The sequence below is a fragment of the Pseudomonas sp. AC169 genome, from assembly GCF_979258515.1.
The window spans coordinates 4,007,643-4,032,647 of the sequence record NZ_OZ409866.1 but is presented as its reverse complement, the minus strand read 5'-3'; the positions used below and the strand labels follow the sequence as shown (position 1 = coordinate 4,032,647).

28 protein-coding genes are annotated in these 25,005 nt (G+C 59.9%); 1 reads left to right on the top strand and 27 read right to left on the bottom strand.

Annotated elements, in window-relative coordinates; translation table 11 throughout:
• Window positions 1–2: 2 nt before the first annotated feature.
• From ACZZ0G_RS18070 to ACZZ0G_RS17940, 27 genes are all read right to left on the bottom strand, one after another.
• Entirely contained in the window at window positions 3–1,238 is a 1,236-nt protein-coding gene (locus ACZZ0G_RS18070; protein WP_463557021.1) for a DNA circularization protein, read from the bottom strand.
• Window positions 1,225–3,000, bottom strand: a complete 1,776-nt coding sequence (locus tag ACZZ0G_RS18065; protein WP_463557020.1) for a phage tail tape measure protein — start codon at window positions 2,998–3,000, stop codon at window positions 1,225–1,227. Before ACZZ0G_RS18065 ends, ACZZ0G_RS18070 begins: the two co-directional genes overlap by 14 nt.
• Window positions 3,001–3,130: 130 nt before the next feature.
• Window positions 3,131–3,427, bottom strand: coding sequence for a phage tail assembly protein (locus ACZZ0G_RS18060; protein WP_007908778.1), 297 nt, complete (start codon window positions 3,425–3,427; stop codon window positions 3,131–3,133).
• Window positions 3,424–3,771: a phage tail tube protein gene (locus ACZZ0G_RS18055; RefSeq protein WP_007908779.1), complete on the bottom strand. Its 348-nt coding sequence runs from the start codon at window positions 3,769–3,771 to the stop codon at window positions 3,424–3,426. The genes ACZZ0G_RS18060 and ACZZ0G_RS18055 overlap by 4 nt, the downstream gene beginning before the upstream one ends.
• Before the next feature lie 67 nt (window positions 3,772–3,838).
• A complete protein-coding gene (locus tag ACZZ0G_RS18050; RefSeq protein WP_160056277.1) occupies window positions 3,839–5,335 on the bottom strand; it encodes a phage tail sheath subtilisin-like domain-containing protein in 1,497 nt (498 codons plus the stop codon).
• On the bottom strand, window positions 5,335–5,514 hold the full coding sequence (locus ACZZ0G_RS18045) for a DUF2635 domain-containing protein (RefSeq protein WP_034154909.1): 180 nt from the start codon (window positions 5,512–5,514) through the stop codon (window positions 5,335–5,337). Before ACZZ0G_RS18045 ends, ACZZ0G_RS18050 begins: the two co-directional genes overlap by 1 nt.
• The gene (locus ACZZ0G_RS18040; protein ID WP_463557019.1) at window positions 5,511–6,095 is read right to left on the bottom strand and encodes a phage tail terminator protein; all 585 of its coding nucleotides are present in this window, start codon (window positions 6,093–6,095) and stop codon (window positions 5,511–5,513) included. The genes ACZZ0G_RS18045 and ACZZ0G_RS18040 overlap by 4 nt, the downstream gene beginning before the upstream one ends.
• Before the next feature lie 55 nt (window positions 6,096–6,150).
• On the bottom strand, window positions 6,151–7,182 hold the full coding sequence (locus ACZZ0G_RS18035; RefSeq protein WP_463557018.1) for a phage late control D family protein: 1,032 nt from the start codon (window positions 7,180–7,182) through the stop codon (window positions 6,151–6,153).
• A gap of 9 nt (window positions 7,183–7,191) precedes the next feature.
• Entirely contained in the window at window positions 7,192–7,404 is a 213-nt protein-coding gene (locus ACZZ0G_RS18030) for a tail protein X (RefSeq protein ID WP_077571347.1), read from the bottom strand.
• Window positions 7,397–7,780, bottom strand: coding sequence for a phage tail protein (locus tag ACZZ0G_RS18025; protein ID WP_460090018.1), 384 nt, complete (start codon window positions 7,778–7,780; stop codon window positions 7,397–7,399). The genes ACZZ0G_RS18030 and ACZZ0G_RS18025 overlap by 8 nt, the downstream gene beginning before the upstream one ends.
• On the bottom strand, window positions 7,780–9,960 hold the full coding sequence (locus ACZZ0G_RS18020; protein ID WP_463557017.1) for a phage tail tape measure protein: 2,181 nt from the start codon (window positions 9,958–9,960) through the stop codon (window positions 7,780–7,782). The genes ACZZ0G_RS18025 and ACZZ0G_RS18020 overlap by 1 nt, the downstream gene beginning before the upstream one ends.
• A 128-nt stretch (window positions 9,961–10,088) precedes the next feature.
• The gene (locus ACZZ0G_RS18015) at window positions 10,089–10,670 is read right to left on the bottom strand and encodes a phage tail assembly protein (RefSeq protein ID WP_463557016.1); all 582 of its coding nucleotides are present in this window, start codon (window positions 10,668–10,670) and stop codon (window positions 10,089–10,091) included.
• A 169-nt stretch (window positions 10,671–10,839) separates the two neighbouring features.
• Window positions 10,840–11,346 (bottom strand): phage major tail tube protein, encoded by a 507-nt coding sequence (locus ACZZ0G_RS18010; protein WP_016985055.1) that lies wholly within the window; start codon window positions 11,344–11,346, stop codon window positions 10,840–10,842.
• A complete protein-coding gene (locus ACZZ0G_RS18005) occupies window positions 11,346–12,512 on the bottom strand; it encodes a phage tail sheath protein (RefSeq protein ID WP_463557015.1) in 1,167 nt (388 codons plus the stop codon). Before ACZZ0G_RS18005 ends, ACZZ0G_RS18010 begins: the two co-directional genes overlap by 1 nt.
• 2 nt (window positions 12,513–12,514) lie before the next feature.
• Window positions 12,515–12,700 (bottom strand): hypothetical protein, encoded by a 186-nt coding sequence (locus tag ACZZ0G_RS18000; protein WP_007908808.1) that lies wholly within the window; start codon window positions 12,698–12,700, stop codon window positions 12,515–12,517.
• A gap of 84 nt (window positions 12,701–12,784) precedes the next feature.
• Window positions 12,785–13,207 (bottom strand): phage tail protein, encoded by a 423-nt coding sequence (locus ACZZ0G_RS17995; RefSeq protein WP_463557014.1) that lies wholly within the window; start codon window positions 13,205–13,207, stop codon window positions 12,785–12,787.
• 85 nt (window positions 13,208–13,292) lie between these two features.
• Window positions 13,293–13,853, bottom strand: coding sequence for a DUF4376 domain-containing protein (locus tag ACZZ0G_RS17990; RefSeq protein WP_463557013.1), 561 nt, complete (start codon window positions 13,851–13,853; stop codon window positions 13,293–13,295).
• Window positions 13,853–16,450 (bottom strand): phage tail-collar fiber domain-containing protein, encoded by a 2,598-nt coding sequence (locus ACZZ0G_RS17985; protein ID WP_463557012.1) that lies wholly within the window; start codon window positions 16,448–16,450, stop codon window positions 13,853–13,855. The genes ACZZ0G_RS17990 and ACZZ0G_RS17985 overlap by 1 nt, the downstream gene beginning before the upstream one ends.
• Window positions 16,451–17,086, bottom strand: coding sequence for a phage tail protein I (locus ACZZ0G_RS17980; protein WP_463557011.1), 636 nt, complete (start codon window positions 17,084–17,086; stop codon window positions 16,451–16,453). It lies immediately after the preceding gene.
• A complete protein-coding gene (locus ACZZ0G_RS17975) occupies window positions 17,083–18,078 on the bottom strand; it encodes a baseplate J/gp47 family protein (RefSeq protein ID WP_463557010.1) in 996 nt (331 codons plus the stop codon). Before ACZZ0G_RS17975 ends, ACZZ0G_RS17980 begins: the two co-directional genes overlap by 4 nt.
• Window positions 18,075–18,407 carry a phage baseplate protein gene (locus ACZZ0G_RS17970; RefSeq protein WP_038357957.1) on the bottom strand — a complete coding sequence of 111 codons (333 nt, stop codon included), beginning with the start codon at window positions 18,405–18,407 and terminating at the stop codon, window positions 18,075–18,077. The genes ACZZ0G_RS17975 and ACZZ0G_RS17970 overlap by 4 nt, the downstream gene beginning before the upstream one ends.
• Before the next feature lie 14 nt (window positions 18,408–18,421).
• On the bottom strand, window positions 18,422–19,030 hold the full coding sequence (locus ACZZ0G_RS17965; protein ID WP_463557009.1) for a phage baseplate assembly protein V: 609 nt from the start codon (window positions 19,028–19,030) through the stop codon (window positions 18,422–18,424).
• Window positions 19,031–19,033: 3 nt separating this feature from the next.
• The gene (locus ACZZ0G_RS17960; RefSeq protein ID WP_463557007.1) at window positions 19,034–19,546 is read right to left on the bottom strand and encodes a hypothetical protein; all 513 of its coding nucleotides are present in this window, start codon (window positions 19,544–19,546) and stop codon (window positions 19,034–19,036) included.
• 70 nt (window positions 19,547–19,616) lie between these two features.
• Window positions 19,617–19,955, bottom strand: a complete 339-nt coding sequence (locus tag ACZZ0G_RS17955) for a phage holin family protein (protein WP_064393158.1) — start codon at window positions 19,953–19,955, stop codon at window positions 19,617–19,619.
• Window positions 19,956–20,065: 110 nt separating this feature from the next.
• Complete coding sequence (locus ACZZ0G_RS17950) at window positions 20,066–20,647, bottom strand: DUF642 domain-containing protein (RefSeq protein ID WP_463557006.1); 582 nt, start codon at window positions 20,645–20,647, stop codon at window positions 20,066–20,068.
• A 4-nt stretch (window positions 20,648–20,651) separates the two neighbouring features.
• The gene (locus ACZZ0G_RS17945; RefSeq protein ID WP_116254564.1) at window positions 20,652–20,843 is read right to left on the bottom strand and encodes a Com family DNA-binding transcriptional regulator; all 192 of its coding nucleotides are present in this window, start codon (window positions 20,841–20,843) and stop codon (window positions 20,652–20,654) included.
• 557 nt (window positions 20,844–21,400) lie between these two features.
• Window positions 21,401–22,135, bottom strand: a complete 735-nt coding sequence (locus ACZZ0G_RS17940; protein WP_007908821.1) for an XRE family transcriptional regulator — start codon at window positions 22,133–22,135, stop codon at window positions 21,401–21,403.
• Between the two features lie 211 nt (window positions 22,136–22,346).
• Here ACZZ0G_RS17940 and mutS point away from each other — a divergent pair, with 211 nt between their 5' ends.
• A complete protein-coding gene (gene mutS / locus ACZZ0G_RS17935; protein WP_463557005.1) occupies window positions 22,347–24,929 on the top strand; it encodes a DNA mismatch repair protein MutS in 2,583 nt (860 codons plus the stop codon).
• Window positions 24,930–25,005 lie beyond the last annotated feature (76 nt).

The window sequence follows — 25,005 nt, the reverse complement described above, 5'->3', positions numbered from 1 at the left end:
GCTCACTCCCTGGACACTTTCACGTCGTTGGGTGAAAAGCCCGGATGGTTCATCGCGTTGCTCTGAGTCACTTGAGTCACCCGTGTCGCATCGGCAAATTGCTTGTAGGCCACAACCAGCGCCGGCAGGCTTTCCTGGAACGATTTGGTGACCTGTCGCACACCGGAAGACGCCACTGCCTTGAGATGCGCCAGCAGCGCTTCCTTCACATCGTTGATTGCCTGGTGGTGCTTGGGATCAGCCTTGTCCAGCATCGGATCAATGGCCACCCCGACCGCCTTCTGCAGCGCTTTCATTTCGTCGGTCACCGGTACTTCCTGACGGGTCACGGGTTGATCCGCCTGCTGCGCCACCGAAGGTGTCGACGACAGCTTCACGGCGGGGCTCGCCACTGGCATCGACGCCACCCATTGCGCCACTTTGACCAGCATCGTGTCCTGCACCAGATCGGCCATGGCCTGCGCCGCGGCGTTGGTGTCCTTGCCGGTGGTGATCTTCGGCGCATCCGCCTTGCGGATCGCTTCGAGTTGTTGGGAGACGTCGGCAATCACGCCACGGTAGCCCTCCTTCGCGAACGCCTTGAGTTCCTTGATATCGCCGAGCAAACCCTTGAATTCCGCTGCCACTTCCTTGGGCAACTCCTTCACTGCTTTCACCAGTTCGGTGATCTGCCGGTATTGCTCGATCAACGGTTTAAGCTGCTCTTTGATCACCTCATACACCCCGCTGATGCTGTTGCGCAGATTGGCGATGCCGATCCGCGCAGCCTTGATCAACGTCATCGCCTGTTCGAAGCGCGCCACTGCAGACCCCAGCAGCGTGTCAGCCTTGATCAACAAGACTTTCTGCGTGCTGACCGTAGCGGTCGGAAACGGCAGCGGCTGGTCGGGGTAAAACTTCAGGGTAAAGGTCACCAACCCGCCGTCCTGGCGGGTGTGGGTCATGTCGCATTCGCCGACCTTGACTTGCAGGCGTCCCAGCCAAGGGTGCACCAGCTCGCCACTGCCCTGCTCCAACGCCTTGAGCAGCTTGTCACGCTGCTCCAGGCAATCGGCGCCAATGATGAATGCGGTGACATCGTGAATCCTGGCCTGCTGGCCGAGGTCTTCGAAAAACGGCAGGTCGCGTTGCGGATACTCGTGCAACTGCCCCTTGCGACCGACCGGGGTTTTCGCCTGATCGATCCAGAAACCGACACCGCGAAAGGATGCCAGCAACAAACGGTCACGCCAGTTCATTGGAACCTCCCATCGACAGCGAGCGATAGCCAATGCGCGAAGACAGCGCCAGGCCTGGTTGATTGCTTTGCGGTTGATCGGTGCGCAGCCCGGCCGGCGCATTTTCGAAGCGCACGGTCAGGCCGCCTTCGAGTTGCGTGCGGTTGTTGGCGGCGCTTTGCTGGATCAGGGCGCCAGAGCTCTGTGGCAACGAACCACTTTGCAGTGCACCGTTGCCCGCTGCTTGCGGCGTTGCCCCGAAGAACGCTGGTGCCAGTTCGCCTTTGCCTTCGGCATTGGTCTGGCGTTGCGCTTCGGTGAACGTTTCAACCTTGCCGGTAACCTTGGCGATCAATCCGGCAAAGCCACCGTCGAACAGCTCCTTGATCGGCGCAATCACGGTTTGCAGCTTTTGCCACAACTCGCCGAACCACTCGGTGATCGGCCCCCAGTTCTTGATGATCTGTCCCAACGGTGTCCATTCGAACATGTTGTGCAAAAACTCGAGTACCGGCGCGGCCAACGCTTGCACCACGCCCCACAGCGCCGAAAACACCTCGCTGATCGGCTGCCAATACATCGCGATCTGCTCCAGCGGCGACCATTCGAACAGGCTCTGAAAGAAGCTTTTGATCTGCTGCGCCGAGGTTTGCAGCGCGGCCCAGATCGGTTCGAAGAAGGTCACGATGCTCCCCCAGTTGTTGACGATCATTCCCAGTGGGGAATAGTCGAACAACGTGCCGAAGAAATCCTTGATGGCTTGTGCCGCCGGTTGCAGCGCCGTCCAGATCGAGGCAAAGAAACCGGTGATCGCGCCCCAGTTGTTGATGATCATGCCCAACGGTGTCCAGTCGAACAGACCTTTGAGAAACGCCATCACCGGCACACTCAAGGCCTTGAGCAAGTCCCAGATCGCCGAAAACAGCCCGGTCAGCGGCGCCCAGTTTTCCAGGATCATGCCGGCCGGTGTCCACGAGAACAGTGATTTGAAAAAGTCGATCACCGGCGCAGTGACGGCTTTGACCTTGTCCCAGATCCCGGAGAAAAAACCCGCGACCGGTGACCACAGCGCCGCCAGTGCATCCAGAGGCCGCCAATCGAGGATCGAGCGCAATGTCGCCATCGCACTCGCACCGATGTTTTTCACGCCCTCCCACAGGCCTTTGAAGAACGCGCTGATCGGCGTCCAGTTGGCATAAATCAAACCGGCCGCCACCGCGATGCCCATGGCGATCAACATGATCGGATTGGTCTTGAGCACCATGCTCATGACGTCCATCACCTGGGTCATGCCGGTGACGGCGGTTTGCATGGCGGAGAAGGCAATCGCCCCGGCCGCCAGGCCTTCGACCAGTTTCGGATTGTCGGCGAGCAGGCTGCCGACTTGCGTCAGCATCGGTTCCAGCCCAACCACCAATGCCCCTACCGCCGGCACCAGCGCGGCGTCGACGGCCGCCGAAACCTTTTCCATCGACGCACTGAACACATTCATGTTCTGTGCGGCGACTTTCGGCGCGGCGGGCAAGTCGACGGTTTTTGCCGTGTCGCTGACTTCGGTCAATTTGCCCTGAAATGCTGCCGCCGATTTGATCCCATCCATGAACGGCGTGATCACGCTGCCGCCCTTGAACAGCCCGCTGATGTCCAGTTTGTCGAGGCCGACCTGCTCGAGATTTTTCTTGAAACTCCCGACCTTGGCCTGAAGGGCACCGAGTTTGGGCGACAGCTCATCGATGCCCGTGATCAGCACCGGAGTTTTTACTTTCGTTTCTTCGTCTGCCATCACTGCACCTGCTGCATCGCATTGATCCGTTGCGCGTGCTCCAGCGATTCGCGGAGCACATCCAGTGGCCTGGCCATCATCTGTTCGGGGTCAACCTTCCAGAACCAGGCCAGGTCATAGGCGACGGCAATCAGGTCGGTGATGGCGCCGACGCCGCACTCATGAAAAAACTCGCAACGGCCCAGCTCAGCGCATTGAGGTCAGCCAGATCCAACTGGTTGACCGACGACGGCGGAATGCCGGCGCACACGGCGATGTATTTGGCCGCCACGTCCATGTCGAGGCTGACTTCTTCGCTCTTGTCGATCTTGTACGGCAGCGCCTTGATCGCTCGCACTTCCTGCACCGTCGGACGGCGCAGGACGAGTTCGGTCAGGGGCTCGCCGTGAGCTTCGATCGCAACCTGAAGCTTCACGGCGCCGCTCATTGCCAGGTCCCCTTGATGCCTTCGAATTTCAGTTCGATGGTGGCGTCATCGCCTTTGGAGACCGGTTCTTCAACCAGATACGCACCGGCCAGCACGTAGACTTTGCCGTTGCTGAATTCGCAGGTGACGGTGATGTCGGTGCCTTCGATCAGCTTCTTCAGCGGGAAGTCGGCAGTGTGCAGCGCGGTCACTTTGAACGACGGCGCGATGTCGGTTTCCTTGTAGAAGCCGGGTACGACGGTTTCGCGTTTAACGGCCATCAGCGGGGCTTCGCAGCCGCCATTGATGGTCAGTTGTGCGCCGTCGACTTTGACGTAGCAGGTGCCTGCAATCAGTTGACCCATGGTGTTACTCCCTTGCATAAAAAAGCCCACGCGAGGTGGGCTGATAACTTGCCGTCAAACGCGCGGATCAAGCCGCGTCGTCGTACTGCAGACGGAATTGATTGAGCAGTGCGAACACGCGCAGACCATTGATGTAATCCGGCGGGAACAGCACGTTCACGCGGCTAGGATCCTGCACGTCGCGCTCGACGATCAGGTGCTCGGCGAACAGCTCGGCGTTCTCGACGTGGCCTTCCAGTTCGAGCTTGGCGTACTGCGCGATCAGCTCACCGCGAATGGTCGCCGGGGTGACGATTGGCTGGCCGGCGCCGAAACGGGTGCCGTCGGAGGCCAGTTTGTGGCGACCGTACTTGCTGGTGATCACGCTTTGCAGACGACGCACGATGAACGCCGACTGGTGCATGGTTTCGCTGTCCAGGTAGGAGTTGTCGGCCTGACCGTAAGCGTTCTTCTGGTAGGTGGTGATCGAGCGCTGAATGCGCACGTAGCCGCCTTCGTAGTACGCGGTGGCGATGCCGTAGTTGAGCAGCGACTGACGCTCGGTCAGGGTGAAACGCTCGCTGGCCGGTGCCGGATCAACGCCCGGCAGGCTGCCGCTTTGGGTCGGACGGCTGGCGTCGGCGGAGATGAACACGGCGGTGCGCGCAGCCAGTGCAGCGGCTTGTACCCAGAACGGTTGCGGAACGCCCGGCTCCAGCGCCTGAATGGTCATGTGCTGGTCGTTGCGTGCCTGGCCGGCGGCAACCAGAGTGCCGACAGTGCCACGTTTGGCGCTGTAGACGTGACCGAACAATTGCTTGGCCCACGACCAGCGACCGGTGCTGTCATCCATCACTGCTTGCCAGGTGTTGAGCGTCGACAGATCGGACCATGGCAGTGCGATGAATTCGAACGGCTCGTCACCCAGCGCGGCAATCGCCGCCACCTGATCCGGCACACCGGCGCCGCCGGTCATGGCGGTGATCGCGGTGGTCAGGCCGGCCGGGGTGTCTTCGCCGTTGCTCTTGCCCAGGCGATTGAATTGCAGGCTGATGTCGTTGCCGCTGTCGCCAGTCCATTTGGCGTTGAGGGTGACCACACCTTCGGCAGCCGCAGCGCTCACCGGCAGATCGGCCGTGGCGTTGATTTTCTGCGCCAGGGCGGTGGCCGCTTGTGCAGCAGTGGCACCGTTGACCACGGTGGCTTGCACACGCACGCCGCCGACATACAGATTGAGCACACCGGCCTGAGTGGCGGTGCCGGTCAGGGTCAGCACGCCTTTGGCGATGGCGCCTTCAGCGTTGTGCAGCGGCAGGCACCAGATCTCGCCGATCGGATCCGCCTTGCGGAAGGTCTCGTACATCGAGGCGAGCATCGAGCCTTGGCCGCCGATGCTTTTGGCCAGCGCCACACTGGAGACCAGAACCAGTTTGCCGACTTCGGTCGGGGCAATATTGTCGTTGACCTGAGCGACGATCAAACGACGCAGGGTCGAACTCGCGCTATTGGCGGCCGAGTTGTCCATTTCGGCATAGAACAGCGGTACACGAATGTCCGCAGGGATGTTGCTGAATCCGATCGCCATTATTTGGCTCCCTTTTGTTTGGCTGGTGCGGTTTTGAGGGTGATATCGCCGTCGGCCAGACGTCGGCGCCACCAGGCGCTGTCCAGCACTTCACGGCCTTCCAGCGGCAGTAGATCGCCGGCCTCCGGGTCAGGTACGACACGGCCGGCGGCCGGCAGTACGGTGATGCGATTGCTCATGGGGTTACCTCTGCAGAGAAAGTCATTTCCACGCGCCCATCGGGGCCCGGGCGTTTCAGGTTGGGGTCGGCAGGATCGATCGCATCGACCCGCACGGTGGCCCCGGTAAAGGACGACAAACCGTCCAGTTCACGTTCGTGCCAACTCTCCGCAGGCTGACTTGGCAGATTGCGGCCGAGCTGGAACTCGGCAAAAAAGCGCAGCCGGTAGAACGCGCGGCTGCTGTTGATCGAGACCAACTCGCCGCCGTCGTAAACGATGGCGCTGTAGTCTTTGTCGGGCTTGAACCCCACCACTGCGCGCCACAGTTCGGCGCGCAGGTCATGCAACAGATCCAGCGCTTTTGTAGCGTCGGTGGCGTCAAGCGCCAGGACGATTTCGAAGCGGTCGCGGATCGGTTGGGTGGTGAGGTTTTGGGTGGTGCTTTCACTCGCCAAGTCGGCCAGTGGCAGCACATGGGCCGAGGGTGTCGGCAGATCGGCATTGCCTTGCAGCAACGCCAGATCGACGCCCACCGAAATGTGATTGGCAAGGCCAGGGCATTGCCCACGCAGTTGCGTTAGGACCGGGGTGATCTTCATGGGGGTGTTCCAGAATGATGAGAATTGCGCAGGACCCAATGTGGGAGTTGTGTCGTCAGTCTTTGGCTTCGGCTTTGGGGTCGAGGCACGATGCATCGATCAGGCAGCGATAGCTGTTCTCGCGACTGCCACTGGCGGTGACCTTGTCGATCGACCAGCGCCCGCGCATGAAGTCCGGCCATGTCTCATCGAGCAGCACCAGGCCCTCGGCCGCCAACCGTGGATCACCGGGGCAGGTGATCTTCACCTTGTACTTCTGGCGCAGCATCTTGCGCACTTCGCCTTCGCCCACAGCGATGGCATCGGCTTCGTTAGGCTGCTTCTGGCGGATGGTCTTGAACGGCGCAAGTCCCGTTTCAACCCAATGCAAAACGCCTGTAACCGCATCGACAAAACAGGTCTTGCAGCCCTTGGCCTGTTCGCGGGCGGCCTCTTCCAGCGTGGCGCTGATGAAGGCCTGATCGCCGGGACGATTGTCGTGGGTGACCGACAACGTCACATCCTGCAGTTTCTGCCCCGAGATTGATTTGATCTGACCGGGCCGCGCCAGCACATACGCATCGCCATAAGGCTTGGCGACCAGGTTGTACTTCTTCGCCAACCGCGTCAGAAAGCCCATGTCGGTTTCATTGGACTGGTCAACGTGGGCGATCCGGATCATCGACACGTCCGCAGCGACACGGGATGAAAAGCCGTGTTGCGACACCAGTTTGCTAAACAGTTGACCGAGCGTCGTCGGCCCATGACTGGCAGTGCGGCGCTGCTTGAAGCCGGTTTCATCATCCTTGCTGAACGGCGCTGCAGTGGCCACCAGGGTCAGGCGAAACGGAAACAGTGTTGGTGTCAGGCGAGTGACTTTGAACTGGCCCTTATCGACCATCTCTTCCATTTCCAGGTAACCCACCCGCAGGCCGATTTTCCCGCCGAGGTTCGGCAGCCCTTCGAGGCCTTCCAGATCAATGGTCAGGGTCAGTTGATCCGACTCGATACCGGCGGCATCGATGTGTTCCCAACTGATCAGACGCTGGTTGAGCAGATCCGCGTTTGCGCCATAAATCTGCACGACCGGGGTAAAACCCAGTGCCATACAACCTCCTTAATCCCAGGCCGTAAGCGCTTTGATCGCGGCGGGTTTGCTGTCGAGTTCAGGCAGCACGATCCAGATGCCTGCAGGCAGGACCGGACCGTGCTCGGCCAGAGTCGGGTTGAGTTTCCACAGGGCTTCTTCAGCAGCATCGTCGCTGCGCCCGGTTTCGCGGTAGAGCAGCAAATTCACCGAATCACCGGCCACGCTTCGAACCTTACGCATTGTTGAACTCCGCCAATTCAATGACCCAATCGACCACCATCGCCGTACCGTCATCGATGATCTGGGTCTGGGTTTCCTGAACGTTGTTGATCCGCCACAGCCCCCAATTGCGACCGATGCCGTCAATCAGCGGCAGCGGGATTCGCAACGCCTGCAAGGCGCGCAATTCATCGAGCCGATCCATGGCCACGGCGTACATCGATTTGCCGGTGATAGTCAGGGTTTCCGACTTCTGGCCGGTCTGGCTGGATTTCGGTTTGCTGGTGAGGATCTGTATTTCGGACCAGCCGCCATCGGACTTGCGCAGCAACTGGTGGTACGCAAAGTTGCGCGACAGACCGAAGATGAAACTGCCCAGTGCCATTTGTTGTTTCATCAGGCGACTCCATCGGTCAGGGCTGCGTCACGGCGGGTGGCGAGGGGGTTGTTGGTCAACAGCGGCAGGAACTGGCCGTGGAATTGCCCACTCAGTTGCTGCCCGATGATTGTGCGAATCTGCTCGGCAGTGTCCGGCGCCGGGCAGGTGACCTGGATCAACGGTGAAAAGCTCACCTGCTGGTTTTGCGTCTGCGCGCTCGGCAGTTCTTTGGCGACCTCCGCCGGCGGAGCGAGTTTGTCGGAGGCCGGTGCCAGTTTTTCACCGAGCCACGAACCGCCCATGCTGCCCATCGTACTGCCGACGATGCCGCCCACCACGCCACCGATGGCCGTGCCGATGACGGGAATGAAACTGCCGATCATCGCGCCGGTAACCGCACCGGCATAACCACCGGCCAGACTGCCGCCGGCTGAACCCAGCGCACCGCCGACCAGTTTGTTATCGCCTTCCTGCAGGCCCTTGATCACGTCGGGAGCCGCAGTGGCCACAGTCAGCAGTGCATTGGTTTTGCTGAACCCCTTGGCCAAGGTTTTGGCGTCTGTCAAACGGCTGCGCAATGTCGGGCGTGGTTGCGCAGGTGTTCGTGGCGCGACAGATGAGCGCTTGACGGGGGCTTTGGGGTTGGCTGGCTTGCGGCGTTTTCCGGGCTTGCCAGACTTCCGGGATTTATCGGGTTTGACGGTATCGTCAGCGTCAGCAGACCGATCCAGAACATCGATTAGGGGACCGGCGCCTGCCGTCGTCAGCAATTTCGTCGCCGTACCACGAATGACCGATGCCGTGGCGGCTTTGATTTGCGCGCCCCGGGACAAGGCAATAACACCGCCCAGCATGAGCAGCGCCGCTGTCGCCCTGGGCTGCTCCTCGGCAAAGCGGGCCATGCCACTGGCGACAGCATCCAGAGAGACCACCACACCATCGAACGCATTGGTGAGTGCGCCGCCAGCGGCCGTAGACAACCGTGTGATACTGGCGTCCAGGGCATTGACGCGTCCTTGCGAGGTACCCCCCAATTGCTCAGCGTCTTTGGCAACTGACCCGGCGTAATCGAGCTTCGACGGGGCTTCGGAATTCGGCACAGTCAGCAGACTGAACGCCTTGGTCACGTCCTCAGGCTTTTTCAGCAACTTGAGAATGGCGTCGTTGCCACTGAAGAGGGTCTTGGTCAAAGCCTCCTTCTCTTCGGGCTTCTTGTCCTTGAGGGCTTCCATGACCTTGATGATGGTCGCCGACGCATCGGTCTTCATGCCAGTGGCGACTGCCTCCGGCCCCAGTCCATTGCCCAGCGAAGCCCAGGCAGTGCGCTGCTCATCCGTGGCCGTGTCGGCCTTGGCAAGCACCGTCATCAGACTGTTGAGCCCGGCTCCCGCTGCGGACTTGTCGACACCGCTGTTCAAAAACGCTGCGGCCAGTGCCGCGACCTGCTCCGGCGTGAGTCCGCCAGCGACGCCTTTTTCACCAACATTCTGTACGACCGAGCCGATGTCCGCCGATGTCGCGTCCAGCGTGCTGTGCCCCAGATAGTTGGTCGCATCGGCCAGGGTTTGGCTCTTGGCACGATCAAGGTTCATCGCGGATTGCCAGGCCAGCATCATCTCGCTGGCTGTTTTCACATCAACGCCGAACGCCGAAGCGTTGATCGCTGCGTCACGAGCGAAGTGGGTCAAGGCGGCAACTTTAAGCTCGGGTTGAAGGCCTTCACCCACCCCCGACTTGGCCGCAGCCAGTTGCACCTGCAGCAGATCGACGCCGGTGGCGCCACTGGGAGCAACCTGTTTCTCGCTGGCCATCCTCAGGGTTTCTTGTGAAAGCGCCTCAAGCTGATCTTTATCCAGTTTCAGAACTCTGTTGAGTTCTGACAAAGAGGTCTGCTGCGTCATCGCTGCTTGCATGGTTTTAGGGGGTGAGCGCTGCTCGACCTCCGCCTTGAGCTTTGACTTCGGCTCACTATTGGCAGCAGGGGCTGCTGCCACAACCTTGAATAGCGATCGCTGGCTGACCAACAGTTCGCGCAGCTTGATCTGCTCTTGGGTCAGCAAACGAATATCCACGCTTGCCATTACCAGTGTCAGGTTCAAATCCTGCAGCGGTTTGCCGAGGTTGTCGGGCAGTGTAAATCCGCCCGTTGTGTTGCCGCCCTCACCGGCGTACGTGAGCGCATATCTGTTCTCTGCCATGCCGCTCTACTCCTGTTTTACGCCAAGGCGAGTGATCGCTATGTCGTAGCGGCGTAACGCCTTTTCGGCGTCCCATTCGAGAATTTCCGCTTCACTTACCGGGTAAATGAGCGGGACGATATCGAGGATTACTTCGATGTCGCGTTCCGAAAGTAGGCCGCCGGCTGGTTTAAAAAATCGTCGATGCGCACCTGCAATTGCGTCCAGTCCGGGACGGTCATCAGGGCCAGATCGGGGATCATCAGGCCGGTGCAATGGGCGGTGATGAACTCGGCGCGTTCCTTGGCCGTTTTCAGTTTCTTCATCACTTTGGTGGCGCGCAGCGCCGGCATTTCCAGCGACAGCGAAGTCACGGTGCGGCCAGTTACGGCGAGCGGTTGCAGCAGCTGGACCTGATCGGGATCAGCGGATTTTTCCGCATCTTCGACCTGCTCCAGAAAGTACGACGCCGGGCGGGTCGACATTTCGTGCACGTACTGGGCGATGCTCACGTAGTCCGGGCGTTTGAGCTGGTCGAGCTCCTTGACCGACAGGCCGGTGGCAAGCAGCGCCAGTTCGAAGAACTGATCGTCTTCGTCATCGCCGGCGCGTTCCAGGGCTTCTTTTTGCGCGGCGTAGAACAACGGCTTGAGCTGGATCGTTTCGATCTGCGAACCGTCGTCGCCGGTAATTGGCGACAGCAGGTCATGCTGGGGTGGCATCCACGACATGAATGAATTCCTTGGTGATTCCTGAGGGGTGTTGCGCAAAGTGCCAGTCAACCCGGCCCAATGTGGGAGCGAGCCTGCTCGCGAAAGCGGTCTTACAGTCACATCGGTAGCGAATGTGATGGCCTCTTCGCGAGCAGGCTCGCTCCCACAGGTTTTGCGGTGTAACGGGTTACGGCATCAGCACCGCACGCCGGGCATCACCGAGGATGTCGACGCCGTTGAGCACGAACTTCTGGGTGCGCACGTCAATGTCGATCACCGGTACGCCGTTTTCCAGGCGGTTGTAGGTGCGGCAGGACAGCTCCAGATTGGTCTTGGGTTTTTCACCCATTTTCACGGCGGTTTCTTCGAGGGATTTCAGCTTGCCGCCGACGGTGTGGTAGGTGAACCAGGTGTTGCCGTCCTGATCCTGACCGGCTTCGCGCACGTTCAGCAGGATGTCGTCGCCCAGCTTCACACCCAGTGCGAGCATGACTTCGGCGCCGAGGCCTTGCAGGGTCAGCTTGGCGTTGAGCGCTTTGCCGCCCTTGGCCATTTCTTCGACGATAAAGCGTCCGCCACGCATCTCTTCCACATCGAATTCGATCTTCGGCGGGGTGAATTCTTCAACGGTCGCCGACAGCGGCAGGCCTTGCAGGGTGGCCGCGATGGCCTGTCTTACTCGGTTGGTAAACATTAGAGAACGTCCTCCAGGAACTGCTCGATGATTTCATCGCGGGCGTTGAGTTGATAAACCATGTGTTCGTTCGGCGCGTAGCGGCCGTAGTCGATGACCACGTACCAGGTGCCGTTCTTGTACTTCTCGACGCTGTTCAGTTCCGGGTGCAGATAGACGCTGCCGCCAGGAATGGTTTCATCGGCGACCAGGGTTTGCAGCCAGTCGTTGATGCGCTTGACCTCTTGATCCATGAAGGATTTGGTGAGGTTCTTGGCCATGGCTTTCTGGCCGGCCTTGACCAGCTTGCGGCTGATCGCATCTTCGAGGCCGACGTAGCTGATGAATTTGCCGGTGATCGAGCGGTTACCCAGCAGCGAGAAGCCGCCGAGCACGGTGCGGGCGTAGTAGCTGACACCGTAGCGGTTGAGCAGATCGCCTTCAGTGGAGGTGTCGAGGATGTTGTATTCAACGACCCGCGAAACGTCCTCGGCGTAGGTCACCTGGTTGCCCGGGCTCTCCCACTGCTTGACCTTGGCCAGCGCGGCAATCGCCAGGCTGGAAGGCGACAGGAAGACGTTTTTCTTCGCCGCTTTCGAATACACGGCGGGCATGTTGTGCACCACCAGGCAACGGTCAAAACCGAGATCGGCGCCGCCGAGTTCCTGGCTGTACAGCACTTGATCGGCGACCGAGGCGTCCTTGCCGTCCAGCACCACTCGGGCCTTGATGCGCTTGCCGAACGAAGCGAACTCGCCGGCCACCGCTTTGGTGCCGGTGAAGCCCGGCGCGCCGATGATGGTCAGGTCTTCCGGGACACTGCCCAGTGCAGCCAGACCGAGCTTGCGACCAGTCAGCGGATCAACGCCGCCGATCACGTTGTTGACGGTGTCGGCCGGGGTCGCGCCCGCTTCGACGATCACTACGTAAACCGGCACCTTGACCACTTTGAGGATCTGGTAGACGGCGTGATACAGCGTGCCCTCTTCCGAACCGGTCGGATCGAGCAGCGCGTGGGTGGTGAAACTGTTGATGCGGAACGGTGCGTTGCGCGGAATCAGCGGATCGGCTTTCGGCGCAGTGCCGACCAGACCGATGACGTTGTCACCCAGGCCACCCATGGCCTCGGGGGATTCGATGGCATTGACGGTAATGCCGTTGTGCTCGAAGTTCAGAACCTCAGCCATATTCAGTCAGCCTTCTTGGCAGCGGCCTTTTTGGCCTGGGTGGTAGGTGTTTTCAGTTCCAGTCGACCGGCGAAATGCAGGGCACTGGCCTCGACGTCGAGCAGATCAAGGTCTTGGCCGATGCTCGACCAGTGCCCACCGCCGGTGGGGAATGGGACGAGCACGGTGTAGGTTTGGCGGGTTGCCATTTTTCGTTTCTCCATAAACAGCCAAGCCCCTCTACGGGAGGGGCTTGGGGGGACAAGAAAACGCCCCGTCAGTGCGGGGCGTTTTTATTCAGGCAGGCTAGCGAGCCATTCCGGCGCTGCCGGGCGGTGTTCGCTCAAAGGCAACTCGCCACCGACCGGCCAGATGCGCAGCACGTGGCGGTAGGTCTGCAACTCGATGTATTGCGCCGGGGTCAGCTGGGTTGGCCAACGGTCCACCTCGTCACGGTGACGGTTGACCACGGGATCGGTGAGCGCGATCTGCTGTTTGCGCCAGTAGCGTTCAATGCTCTCAAGTTCCGCAGGTGTTGGTCCCGGCGGATCAACCAGCACCGGGTAGTTGTCATCATTCATGACGATAATCTTGCCGGTAGACCGCCCGTTCACTAACTCAAGCCAATACTCACGCGAGATTTCAACAGCATCGCCTGGAATTTCTGTATGAATGGCTGGATCGTAAAAACCGCCGGTGGAGGGTGCGTAAAACATAGGTTCTTCCTTGTGTGATAAGTAATGACTCTCAGACCACCCGCCTGGATGGCCAGATATGAAAACGCCCCACGGTGTGGGGCGTTTAATGTTGTGCCGGGAGCGCTGTCGCGGATGAAGAGTCGGGCCAGCCTTCCGTGAGCATGTCATCGGTGTAAGTGCCGGTTTCAACGGCCTCCAACAAAAATTTTTCCCGGTCAAAGCACGCCTGAACATGAGATCGGACAGCGGTTGCAACACCAAGAATTTGCGCGGACGTCAGCTCAATGAAACCGGCCACAGCCTTGTAACTGCACTTGTATTCGGGATCCAGAATCGCGGATATCGCCATCCCAGAGATCAACGATTGGCTGTCACGTGTTGTCTCGATGGTCAACCCATCAACGCTGACACCAGCGGCCTCACGCACAAAGCGTTCGGCGGCAATCGCGACGGCCCGTGTTTCAGGCGCAATCGTTATCGGTGGTTCGGGCAAAAACTGCCATTCACCGTTCTGCTGCGTCGCCGTCCAACCCTGCCGGGGAAGCGGATCGACGTCGTCGACACATACCCACACCAGTGTGGACGGATACATCGTCGAAACATCACCGTCAGTTTCGATCTGCTCGACAACCGTGTCGGCATAAATGCGTACATAGGTACTCATCAGGTCCACTCCTCGATAATCACGATGCCGTCCGCACCGTTGCCGCCTTTGAGATTCAGAGGGCAGGAGGGGCTAGCTAATGCACCACCACCGCCTGCGCCGGGGTTCGTGGCCGCTTGGCCGTCACGGGTGGTAGTACCCAAGGGATTAGCACCCGCCCCGAACAAGCTGGATCCGCCCTCTCCAGAAGTAACAAAGCTCAATGTCGGACCGGTCACGCCTCCGCCACCCTGGCCACTTGCATTGATCGTCGTACCACCTGTCGCAGGCTCCGAGTTTGGTGTGCGGCCAAGGAACAGCGGCGGCACGACATTGGCCGACCACCCACCGCCGAAACCACCTGGGGCGGCGACACCGGCAAAGGAGGTTGTTCCGCCATTGCCGCCAATGTAGGCGGCGGCACCTGTGCCCCCTTTACCAACAATCACCTGTTGCCCTTCAAAACCTTGAGTCAGCCAGCCTTCTGCGTAAGCACCGGCCCCACCACCGCAACCGGCTGACAGTTGAGTATTAGCTGTCGAAGCCGTGCCCCCTCCGGCACCGCCCCCTCCTTGCAGTCTGTATTTGATTTTTTTCGTGCCGGGACCCGGCTGATAGAGTTCGTTTGCCTTGTAAACACGTGTACGCAAATAGCGACCCGACGCGTTGCGAACTTCATCGGCGAGCGCGGCGATGTCGATGTTTCCCTGATTGATCGGTGCGTTCCAGGCTTTGATGCACCACATGACGGCGAGGTTGCGCGGACGGGTTTCAGAACCACCAGTATTGGTAGTCGACCAGTTCAGCGTTCCACCAGCCGCCAAAATAACGCCTGTCGAACCACCTGATGCAGTAATTGATGTGGGGGCGCTGATTTGGTGGGTATGGGATTTCAGCTCATCTGCCTGATAACTGCCGACTGCCCGCCCCACATCTACACCGCGCCCATGATCCCAACCGCGCAGGAATTCACCGCGCGACTCTGGCAAGCGGAAGTTGCCTGTGCCCTCGTTGCCTTTGTTGTAACTGGTACCGAGATATGCGGCCAGATCAGGATAAGTCGCAATACTCTGAACACTGCCATCCAGCTCCAGAAAACCCGGTGGAACGATACCTGTCGGGAAGGCCATTACCGCACCAACCGGCACAGCCGATCCGAGGCGAGAAACTTCCTTGACCAGTGCTGCTACGTCGATGTTTCCCTGATTGACCGGGGCGTTCCAGGCTTTGATGCACCACATGACGGTGATGTTGCGCGGACGAGCCTCATTACCACCGGAGGCTTTAGTTACAACGTCGTCGGTTCCGTTGTACTGCTGCAAATAATTTCGTCTGACGTCCCCCGCCATAAAAATATCAGCGATGACATCGTAGGTTGTCCCGTGAATGTGGGATTTGTTGTCGTCAGCCTGCCAACTGCCAAGACCACGTCCAGCATCCACACCACGCCCATGATCCCAACCGCGCAAAAACTCCCCGCGGGTTTCCGGCAAGCGGAAATTACCAACGCCCTCATTCCCCTTATTGAACTTGCCACCCAGATAGGCGCTTAGGTCTGGGTAAAGTGCGCTGCTCTGGACGCTGTTATCCAGCTCAAGAAAACCCGGCGGTGGTGCATCAACCGGAAACGCGACAATCGAACCCACCGGCAACGCTGAAGCCTTGGCAATCAGCGCTTCGACTTCAGCCTTGGTGTACGAATCCTTGATGCCAAATCCGGCCAGCGTCTCGGGATTCGCACCCGCCGTCGCCCGGCCATATTCATCCACCGTGAGACTTTTGTATGTCCCGGCAGAAATCCCGGTACGTCCGGCCAACATCTTGAACGTCAGCGCCGTGGTGCCGAGGGTGATCGGCGCATTGGTGGTCAGGTGCCACAACGAATCTCCGTTCGCCGTGCCCTCCTCCACCATGACCGTCAGGCCAGGCGTGACCTTGGCGTTGCTGTTGGCATCGGTCGCCCGTACCCAGTCGCCGTTGGCAACGATCCACAGGCCGTTGTCCTTGGCCAGCGTCTGATTCGGCAACAGCACACGGTCACCAGCGACCACAGCGACGCCGTCAATCTGCTGCGCGCCGTTCAACACGATATTGCCCGTTGCAGCGACGCGCACCGATTGCTTGCCATCCAGCTTGCCGAGTTCTTCGGCCAGATAACTCATGACCCAGGCACGCGTGGCTTTCACCACCGTGTCATCAATCAACAACGTCACCAGCGACGCATTACTGGTCTCGAAAATCGAACGAATGTAGAACTCTTTGCCCGAACCCGACGTCGCCAATACCGGTTTGAACGACTCCGGGTATTTGACGATGGCGTAGAGAATCCCGGTGTCAGTCCACAGCCCGGCCTCTCGTACATACCAACCACCAACATCCGGCGGAATGGTGACTTCGGCGAGCAGCCAGCTCGGATTCTTCTCGTCCTGGAACAGCGCATTCAGCGGCCCGCGCCAGACTTCGCGTTTCAGCGCAGTGGCGGTCGCGGCCGGGTTGTAAACCGCGCCGCCGCCGTCACCGACGGAAATCTGCGTCAACTTGATCGGCGTGCCCGCGGCCTTGCACGCCGTTTCGTAGGCAATCCCTGCGTTGGTGAGCAGGGTGTAATAGTCAGCCATTCAGGCCCCCTGAGGATAAATAGTGGATGTTTCGACGGTGTACATGCCGGCAGCCTTGAACGCCTCGCCAGAGGTTTCGAGCCCTTCGATGAACACCGGATAAACCGTGGTCAGCTCACCGCAGAACGTTGCGGCGCCGATGACGTGATTGCCGAACGCGCTGAGACCCACCGAGACCGTCAGCACATCGCGTTCGCTTTTGGCATCAGCCAGGCGTCGGTCGAGACGCGCATCGATTTCTTCGCTGTAGGGTTGCTCGCTGAAGGCCCGTACGGAAAAACTGTAAGGCGCGCCGGGCGGTGTCTGTTCGTACCAGGCGCGGATCTCGGGACGCAGTTGCAAACCCTTGGCGGCGTTTTCCAGTGCCTTGCGAGTGCCAGCCTGGCGCGCGGTGGGCCAGGCGAGCTCGACGGTCAGGCGTTTTTCCGCTTCCGGCGCGGCGGTGCTCCACTCGGCAACACCGCGATCCGCTGCCAGATACGGCAGGAATGCGACCGGTGTTTCGCTCGGGTTCATCAGTTCGGGAAACGGCGGCGCGATGCGATCAAGCAGCGCGCCGAAACCCAGATCCAGTCCACGTTCGAGTGCCGAACTGTTCGCAGGCAGCAGCGTCGGACGCTGAGTTTGCTCACTCATAGCGTCAGCACCTCGACTTCGACTGCGGTGCAGTAAGGCGCTTGAAACGCCGTCGTCACGATTGGCGCCAGCGGTTCAAGAATCTGCAGTTGCACGGCGCCGGCGCTGTGCAGCGTGTAGTCGATCCAGCTCGGATCGACCCGGCCTTCGAGGCGATGGCAGCTATCGGCGTAAGCCTGTAATTGTTGCTGTGCGGCGACTTTGGTCAGGCCCGAATCGGGACCGGAATTGATCTTCGCGACAACGCGAATCTTGTAGCGTTGAATATCGGCTGCCTTGACCGTGACAAGGTCGGTTTCAGGTCGTACATCCGGCCGTGCGAAATGCAGACGAACGCCTTCAAGCAATGCCTGGGAAGGCGTGCCATCGCCATCGCGGGACAGCACAGTGACCTGCACTTCGCCCGGCGCAGTGCGTCGACCATTGCCATCCTTGACCTGTGCGGCGAAGCCATCCGGGTTGAAGGTGTAAGTGACATTCACCACACCCGCCTCAGTGGATTCGACGTGCACAGTCGGACGCTCGCCAAGAGTGAAGACTTCGCGGCGATACTGCATCCGCGAGCCCGCCGCCGGAGCGTGTGGCGCCAGGTAATAACGCAACCGCGCATCGTCGTCGCTTTCATAAATCGCTGGCACTGGCGGGAATGCCGCCGGATCGCCCGGATCGAGCAACTGCCGCTCAAGGCCCATGTCCGCCAGCCGCGCATCGAGGTTGCTGCCGGTCGCCCACCACGCCAGCATCTGCTTGATGCGGGCGTTGTACTTGCGCTCGTGGGTTTGCAACCGGACACAGAAAGCCTCCAGCGCCAGGGTCAGCAGTTCACTTTCGTTTTCCAGACTGGTCTTGAGTTTCGCGGCACTTTCTGGCGAGCGCGCTCCGACGTATTCGATGACGAAAGCCTTGAACTCGGCGAGCAGATCTTCGAAGGCTTCAACGGTGATCAGCGCGGGTTCGGCCAATTGGTTCTGACCGGGGATCAACATGCTCATGTCACGACCTCGAAGGTTTGTTGACGGTTTTTCCAGGTGCCGGCGAAACGCAGGAGCAGACCGGCGCCCTGACGGCTGGCGACGATCACTTGCGGTTGAAAATCGCTGATGCCGTTCTGCGCGTTGTAGAACGCTTGCGCCGCGTGGCTCTGCGCCAGAAGCAGGACATCGTCGCCGAGGTTCTGTCCCAGCAGCGTGGGGATCAACGATCCGTACAAGGGCCGTTTTTGCCGGGTGCCCAGCGGCGTGGTCAGGGCCCGGGTCGCGCGCTGCACAAATTGCAGCCAGTCGTCGACCGTGGCCCCGCTGTCTCTATCGATTCCGATCATCGCAAGCTCTTGAATCAGGGGCTGATGACACGGCCCTGGTGATCGACCAATGGGCCGCTGAAGTGCACACCGGAGGCGTCAATGGTCAGGCCGACGGCGCCCAGTTGCAGGGAGATCAGCTGTGGTGTCATCGCCAGGCGTGCTGGGCCGATGTTCAGTTCGAGCGATTCGCGAGAACCGCTGAATGCTGCCGGGCCGTTCTGCCAGTGCAGGGTGTGTGAAGCATCGTCGTAACCGCTTTCGCTGCCGTCCTGATGCACTCGACGGGTCAGCGTCGGCACGGTCGAGGCTGGCGGAAAGCGGTCGCTGTTCAAGCCGAACAACGCCACACTCTGTGCACCGCTTTCGCCGCTCCCGTAGTTGAACAGCAGACATTGTTCGCCCACCGTCGGAATCCGCGATTCGCTTTGTGCACCTGCACTGGGGTTGAAGAACTTTATGGCCGGCGTGAGCAATCCGCCGTGGCTGACCTGGCAGGTATTGCTCGCCGCATCGACTGTCTGGCAAATGCCAATGCGGCAAAAGCTTTCGGCGCGGCGGTGCAGGTCGTCGATTTCCGCTTCCATCTCGGCCAGGCGTTCGATGATCGGGCCGAGCTGCATGCGCAGTAATGCGTCGAACATCGGTCAGGCCTCCAGCGCGGTGTATTGGTCGGGATCATCGATGTTGCTGACTTCCCAGGTACGAGCGAATTTCGGCGTACCCAGCGGATCGTCCAGCAAGGTCGGGCCTAGGTAGAGGGTCTGGTTGAACGTCAGGGTCCAGGCCTTGTATTGCAGGCCGAGCAATGACGGCAAGCCATCGATGTTGGTCGGCAGATCACACTGATCGCCGGGCAGGCCCCAGCGATTGTCGGTGATCAGGTTTTTCAGCACGGCGATCAGATCGCACGCGGCAAACGCGGTCGCTGAAAGCGCCGGGATGACTTGCAGCGACAGCGTCATGACATGAGCGATACGCCCATCAGCGGCGCGCAATCCCGAGGCATTTCGATCGAAGTCGATCAGCACCCAGGCCTGATCGCCTGGTGCCGTGAAATCGTCGTGCTTGCCGACGCTGATATTGAGCCCGGCGGTGTTGCGCAGCGTCGTCGCGATGGCGGTGAACAGTTGCGACGGCAGCTGAATCGGTGTGGGCATACATGAGCTCCTTTTCATTCGTCCACGCGCAGCCCTGCCGCCAACATGGCGGCACGGAGAAATACCAAGTTCAAGGTTGGTCGCGAGGCGGTACTTCGCAGACGCCGATGCGCTTGGCGGCCCAGCGTTCATACAGACCGATAGCCACGTCTGCTCCGGCCATTGCGGTCAGGCAACCGAAGGCGCCGGCGGCCCAGATCGACATGCCGGCGGCATACAGCAGCATGATCGCCGACACACCGCAGATCATGCAGGCGCCGGAGCGCAGGGCCAGACGGCGCAGCAGCGGCCAGCCGCGTGCGCCTTCCTTGTCGGCGCGCCACATTTCGCCAGACACTCCCCCCACTACGGCGAGGAGGATGACCAGCCAGATTGGCATATCGGCCAATGCTTGTTGCTCGGTTGTCATGTCACGCCTCCTGAGAGCGTTGATGAATGAAGGGATTGTGCGCAAGCGACACCGTAACGGTGTCGCCTTTTACACTGGGATAAAACGCCGCGGATCCACGGCGGTCGGCGTTACAGGCGCTCAACAATGACGTTGTCGATAAAGGCAAAGTTGGCATACGGATTCTGCTCGTTGAAAAACGCCAACGTCGTCTGTGGAGTGATTGCAGTGAATTCGTAAGTGATGGTGCTCCACTCAACCGCGACGCCTTTGGCAGACGGTGTGTTGAAGGTAGCGGTCTGGCCGGCCACTTTCACTTGAATGACACCATCACCGGAGCGGCTGGCGTAACGCGAGTTACCCGCGCTGAAGGTCAATCGGTACTTGGCGCCCACGGTGGTGGCAAAGTTCTGCTGAATCCCTCCCCCATTGCCGTAAACGTAGTTGGCCAGGTCAACGATCACCACGCCGTCTGCAGCCGCGGAACCACCGATCGAAGCCGGCATGTTGAAGTATTCGGCACCGGACAGAAACGTCGTCCAGCCGGTGATGAAATTGGCTTTCGCCGGGGTGTCCAGAATGCAGCTGCCACTGCAGCCGGGCTGTTCAAAGCTGCCGTTGACCAACAGGTTAGCGGCAACCGCGCTACCGCCATTACCCAGCAGTGCAGCGGCGACCAGAAACGGTGCTACGTATTTTTTCAAAGTGTTCATTTCTCTACCTATGAGTGGATTGATCAGGGTGTGCTGGCGATGCAGCACTCAAGTCGCTCACAGGCGATCGTTCGGGGCTCCCGGCCCTCACATGGTTCAATGTTCCACATCGGGAACATTTGATCTGGAACTCTGTGTACTCACCCATCCGGGCGAGCAGTCTTTTGCACTTTCCACATCTGCAATCTTTCAACATCTGCAATGCCTTTTTTGATGTCTGCCGGCAACTTCCGTTGTGGACGGGTCAAGCGATGAATCTGCAGACAGGTTCGATCTGCAATCTGGAGGGCAGGCATTCCAAAAAGCCCGGCGTTCGCACACCGGGCTTTTCAGTAATGCGCTCCTTCGCCTTCCTTCAAATCCTGTGTTCGAGAAGGAAGCTGACTTTTCGGCGCTACTGGCGCGGTACGAGTCCATTCAAATTGTTTTTCCGACCGCGGTCCCTGCCCGCCGGATAACTGCTTCTGGTGCTTTACGCTGCACACCCGGGTCAGTTGCCAACCCTCTGAACCGTTGAGGCCGGTTCATCGCTGCCTGTTCTTGTGGAACTAAAGAGCTTTCTTGCCAGCCGCTTTGTCGAGCGGCTTGGTGGCAAGAATATGCATGTATGCATATCCAGTCAATGCGCAAATGCATTTATTTATGCATTAGAAATGCGCAAACGCATGAAAGCCCCGCGGCGAAAGGGTTTGGCGGTTTCATCAAGGCGAAAAAAAACCCGCCAATGGGCGGGTTTATCTGAAGAGGGTCGGGTTAGCGGGCGTACATGCCCCACCAGAAGACGTGGCCGAGAATGACGATCTGCTCTTCCTGGATTTCCTGGAAGCTGTAGTCCTCGTCCGGGTGTTCATCGCGATTGAAGCTGCGCAGACGAATGCCGGTAGGCAAGCGATAAAGCTGCTTCACGCGTAACTGGCCATTGTGATTGATGGCGTACAGGTCGCCATCAATGATGTCGCCGATGCCGCACTTGCCCGCATTGACGCCGACGGTGGCGCCATCGCGCAATACCGGCAACATGCTGTTGCCGCGTACCGTCACGCATTTGGCCTGGTCGAACTGCACACCGTTATGGCGCAGGCTGCGCTTGCCGAAGCGCAGGCTAGAGCGCTCGCTCTCTTCGATGACGAATCTTCCTGATCCTGCTGCCAATTCAACCTCGCGAAGGAACGGCACCGATACTTCGTCATCATCGACAGGCGTATCGTCGTCCCACAGCATTATGTCCTTGAGTTCCGCGTGTACGTCATCACGCGCGGCTCCGGCAGACGGCGCAACATCCGCGCGCCCGCGCAGTTGATCGGTGCTCACGGCGAAGTACTCGGCGATCTTCGAAATGTGTTTATCCGAGGGATCGACGATCTTCCCGCTGAGAATCCGCGAGAGAGTGGATTGAGGCACGCCGGTGCGACGGTGGAGCTCCGTGGGGGAGATCCCGTGCTGATCGAGCAGTGCTCTTAAGACGGAGGCTACGTTGCGTTTTTGCATAACGCGCATAGTGCTTGAAGTTTTTCATGATGACAAATGCTGATTTGCATAAATCGTGCATAAATACAATTTCCGATGAAGAAAACCTTCACCCGGCCGCGATGCCTGCGTCCGACAGACCGCCCATGGTAACCTTGCGCCCATCGCGGAAAAGCCCGGCTGATGCCCCCGCTTTCGCCCTACATCTTTTAACGAGTTGCCTGACAATCCGATGAATAAAGCCGTCTCCGACCTGTCCTCCCACACTCCGATGATGCAGCAGTACTGGCGCCTGAAGAATCAGCACCCGGATCAGCTGATGTTCTACCGCATGGGCGACTTCTACGAGATCTTCTACGAAGACGCGAAGAAGGCGGCCAAGTTGCTGGACATCACGCTGACCGCGCGCGGGCAATCGGCGGGGCAGGCGATTCCGATGTGTGGGATTCCTTACCATGCGGCGGAAGGTTATCTGGCGAAGCTGGTCAAGCTTGGCGAGTCCGTGGTGATCTGCGAGCAGGTCGGCGACCCGGCTACCAGCAAAGGCCCGGTTGAGCGTCAGGTGGTGCGGATCCTCACGCCGGGGACGGTCAGTGATGAGGCGCTGCTCGACGAGCGCCGCGACAACTTGATCGCTGCGCTGCTGGGTGATGAGCGGCTGTTCGGTCTGGCCGTGCTGGACATCACCAGCGGCAGTTTCAGCGTGTCGGAAATCAAAGGCTGGGAAAATCTGCTGGCGGAACTGGAGCGGATCAACCCGGTGGAACTGCTGATCCCGGACGACTGGCCGAGGGATCTTCCGGCGGAAAAACGCCGTGGTGTCAGTCGTCGTGCGCCGTGGGATTTCGAGCGCGACTCGGCGCTGAAAAGTCTTTGCCAGCAGTTTTCCACTCAGGACCTCAAAGGCTTCGGCTGCGAGAACCTGACCCTGGCCATCGGCGCCGCCGGTTGCCTGTTGGCCTACGCCAAGGAAACCCAGCGCACCGCTCTGCCCCATTTGCGCAGCCTGCGCCACGAACGTCTGGATGACACCGTGGTGCTGGACGGTGCGAGCCGCCGCAACCTTGAACTCGACACCAACCTGGCCGGTGGTCGAGACAACACTCTGCAATCCGTGGTCGATCGCTGCCAGACCGCCATGGGCAGCCGCTTGCTGACCCGTTGGCTGAATCGTCCGCTGCGCGACCTGACTGTGTTGCTGGCGCGCCAGACCTCGATCACCTGCCTGCTCGATCGCTACCGCTTCGAAAAGCTGCAACCGCAACTCAAGGAAATCGGCGACATCGAGCGGATTCTCGCGCGAATCGGTCTGCGTAATGCGCGTCCTCGCGACCTCGCACGCCTGCGTGACGCCCTTGGCGCACTGCCAGAACTGCAAGTGGCAATGACCGACCTGGAAGCGCCACACCTGCAGAATCTGGCGACCATCACCAGCACCTACCCGGAACTGGCGGCACTGCTGGAAAAAGCCATCATCGACAACCCGCCGGCAGTTATCCGTGACGGCGGCGTGTTGAAAACCGGTTACGACAGCGAACTCGACGAACTGCAATCGCTGAGCGAGAACGCCGGCCAGTTCCTCATCGACCTGGAAGCCCGTGAGAAAGCCCGCACCGGTCTGAGCCATCTGAAAGTCGGCTACAACCGCATTCACGGCTACTTCATCGAGTTGCCGAGCAAGCAGGCCGAATCCGCCCCGGCGGACTACATTCGTCGGCAAACCCTCAAAGGCGCCGAGCGTTTCATCACGCCTGAGCTGAAGGAATTCGAAGACAAGGCCCTCTCTGCCAAGAGCCGTGCCCTCGCTCGGGAGAAAATGCTTTACGAAGCGTTGCTGGAAGACCTGATCAGCCAGTTGCCGCCGCTGCAGGACACCGCCGGCGCACTGGCCGAACTGGACGTGTTGAGCAACCTCGCCGAGCGTGCACTGAACCTTGACTTGAACTGCCCACGCTTCGTCAGCGAGCCGTGCATGCGCATCAACCAGGGTCGTCACCCGGTGGTCGAGCAAGTGCTGACCACGCCGTTCGTGGCCAACGACCTCAATCTGGATGACAACACGCGCATGCTGGTGATCACCGGCCCGAACATGGGCGGTAAATCCACCTACATGCGCCAAACCGCATTGATCGTGCTGCTGGCGCATATCGGCAGCTTCGTGCCGGCAGCCAGTTGTGAATTGTCGCTGGTCGACCGCATCTTTACGCGGATCGGCTCCAGTGATGACCTCGCCGGTGGCCGTTCGACCTTCATGGTCGAGATGAGCGAAACCGCGAACATCTTGCACAACGCCACCGAACGCAGTCTGGTGCTGATGGACGAAGTCGGTCGTGGCACCAGCACTTTCGACGGTCTGTCGCTGGCGTGGGCGGCGGCGGAGCGTCTGGCCCATCTGCGCGCTTATACGCTGTTCGCTACGCACTACTTCGAACTGACCGTGCTGCCGGAGGCCGAGCCATTGGTGGCCAACGTCCATCTCAACGCCACCGAGCACAACGAGCGCATCGTGTTCCTGCACCATGTTCTGCCGGGACCTGCCAGCCAGAGTTATGGCCTTGCAGTGGCGCAGTTGGCCGGCGTGCCAAGCGAAGTGATCGTGCGTGCCCGCGAGCACTTGAGCCGACTGGAAGAAACCGCTTTGCCACATGAAGCGCCGAAACCTGCGGCCAAGGGCAAACCAGCGACGCCGCAGCAAAGCGACATGTTCGCCAGCCTGCCGCACCCGGTGCTGGATGAGCTGGCTAAACTGGATCTGGATGACCTGACCCCGCGTCGTGCGCTCGAAATGCTCTATGCACTGAAGAACCGGATATAAGCACTGAAGAAGCGGATATAACGCAAACGGCTTCAAGCTGTTAGAATCTCGCGCGGTTTGGGATGCTGCTGGCTAA

What these genes read in the sequence shown, in the direction of transcription:
- ACZZ0G_RS18070 (WP_463557021.1), bottom strand. Translation starts at nt 1,238, where the DNA reads ATGAACTGGCGTGACCGTTTGTTGCTGGCATCCTTTCGCGGTGTCGGT.
- ACZZ0G_RS18065 (WP_463557020.1), bottom strand. Translation starts at nt 3,000, where the DNA reads ATGGCAGACGAAGAAACGAAAGTAAAAACTCCGGTGCTGATCACGGGC.
- ACZZ0G_RS18060 (WP_007908778.1), bottom strand. Translation starts at nt 3,427, where the DNA reads ATGAGCGGCGCCGTGAAGCTTCAGGTTGCGATCGAAGCTCACGGCGAG.
- ACZZ0G_RS18055 (WP_007908779.1), bottom strand. Translation starts at nt 3,771, where the DNA reads ATGGGTCAACTGATTGCAGGCACCTGCTACGTCAAAGTCGACGGCGCA.
- ACZZ0G_RS18050 (WP_160056277.1), bottom strand. Translation starts at nt 5,335, where the DNA reads ATGGCGATCGGATTCAGCAACATCCCTGCGGACATTCGTGTACCGCTG.
- ACZZ0G_RS18045 (WP_034154909.1), bottom strand. Translation starts at nt 5,514, where the DNA reads ATGAGCAATCGCATCACCGTACTGCCGGCCGCCGGCCGTGTCGTACCT.
- ACZZ0G_RS18040 (WP_463557019.1), bottom strand. Translation starts at nt 6,095, where the DNA reads ATGAAGATCACCCCGGTCCTAACGCAACTGCGTGGGCAATGCCCTGGC.
- ACZZ0G_RS18035 (WP_463557018.1), bottom strand. Translation starts at nt 7,182, where the DNA reads ATGGCACTGGGTTTTACCCCGGTCGTGCAGATTTATGGCGCAAACGCG.
- ACZZ0G_RS18030 (WP_077571347.1), bottom strand. Translation starts at nt 7,404, where the DNA reads ATGCGTAAGGTTCGAAGCGTGGCCGGTGATTCGGTGAATTTGCTGCTC.
- ACZZ0G_RS18025 (WP_460090018.1), bottom strand. Translation starts at nt 7,780, where the DNA reads ATGAAACAACAAATGGCACTGGGCAGTTTCATCTTCGGTCTGTCGCGC.
- ACZZ0G_RS18020 (WP_463557017.1), bottom strand. Translation starts at nt 9,960, where the DNA reads ATGGCAGAGAACAGATATGCGCTCACGTACGCCGGTGAGGGCGGCAAC.
- ACZZ0G_RS18015 (WP_463557016.1), bottom strand. Translation starts at nt 10,670, where the DNA reads ATGTCGTGGATGCCACCCCAGCATGACCTGCTGTCGCCAATTACCGGC.
- ACZZ0G_RS18010 (WP_016985055.1), bottom strand. Translation starts at nt 11,346, where the DNA reads ATGTTTACCAACCGAGTAAGACAGGCCATCGCGGCCACCCTGCAAGGC.
- ACZZ0G_RS18005 (WP_463557015.1), bottom strand. Translation starts at nt 12,512, where the DNA reads ATGGCTGAGGTTCTGAACTTCGAGCACAACGGCATTACCGTCAATGCC.
- ACZZ0G_RS18000 (WP_007908808.1), bottom strand. Translation starts at nt 12,700, where the DNA reads ATGGCAACCCGCCAAACCTACACCGTGCTCGTCCCATTCCCCACCGGC.
- ACZZ0G_RS17995 (WP_463557014.1), bottom strand. Translation starts at nt 13,207, where the DNA reads ATGTTTTACGCACCCTCCACCGGCGGTTTTTACGATCCAGCCATTCAT.
- ACZZ0G_RS17990 (WP_463557013.1), bottom strand. Translation starts at nt 13,853, where the DNA reads ATGAGTACCTATGTACGCATTTATGCCGACACGGTTGTCGAGCAGATC.
- ACZZ0G_RS17985 (WP_463557012.1), bottom strand. Translation starts at nt 16,450, where the DNA reads ATGGCTGACTATTACACCCTGCTCACCAACGCAGGGATTGCCTACGAA.
- ACZZ0G_RS17980 (WP_463557011.1), bottom strand. Translation starts at nt 17,086, where the DNA reads ATGAGTGAGCAAACTCAGCGTCCGACGCTGCTGCCTGCGAACAGTTCG.
- ACZZ0G_RS17975 (WP_463557010.1), bottom strand. Translation starts at nt 18,078, where the DNA reads ATGAGCATGTTGATCCCCGGTCAGAACCAATTGGCCGAACCCGCGCTG.
- ACZZ0G_RS17970 (WP_038357957.1), bottom strand. Translation starts at nt 18,407, where the DNA reads ATGATCGGAATCGATAGAGACAGCGGGGCCACGGTCGACGACTGGCTG.
- ACZZ0G_RS17965 (WP_463557009.1), bottom strand. Translation starts at nt 19,030, where the DNA reads ATGTTCGACGCATTACTGCGCATGCAGCTCGGCCCGATCATCGAACGC.
- ACZZ0G_RS17960 (WP_463557007.1), bottom strand. Translation starts at nt 19,546, where the DNA reads ATGCCCACACCGATTCAGCTGCCGTCGCAACTGTTCACCGCCATCGCG.
- ACZZ0G_RS17955 (WP_064393158.1), bottom strand. Translation starts at nt 19,955, where the DNA reads ATGACAACCGAGCAACAAGCATTGGCCGATATGCCAATCTGGCTGGTC.
- ACZZ0G_RS17950 (WP_463557006.1), bottom strand. Translation starts at nt 20,647, where the DNA reads ATGAACACTTTGAAAAAATACGTAGCACCGTTTCTGGTCGCCGCTGCA.
- ACZZ0G_RS17945 (WP_116254564.1), bottom strand. Translation starts at nt 20,843, where the DNA reads ATGTTGAAAGATTGCAGATGTGGAAAGTGCAAAAGACTGCTCGCCCGG.
- ACZZ0G_RS17940 (WP_007908821.1), bottom strand. Translation starts at nt 22,135, where the DNA reads ATGCAAAAACGCAACGTAGCCTCCGTCTTAAGAGCACTGCTCGATCAG.
- mutS (WP_463557005.1), top strand. Translation starts at nt 22,347, where the DNA reads ATGAATAAAGCCGTCTCCGACCTGTCCTCCCACACTCCGATGATGCAG.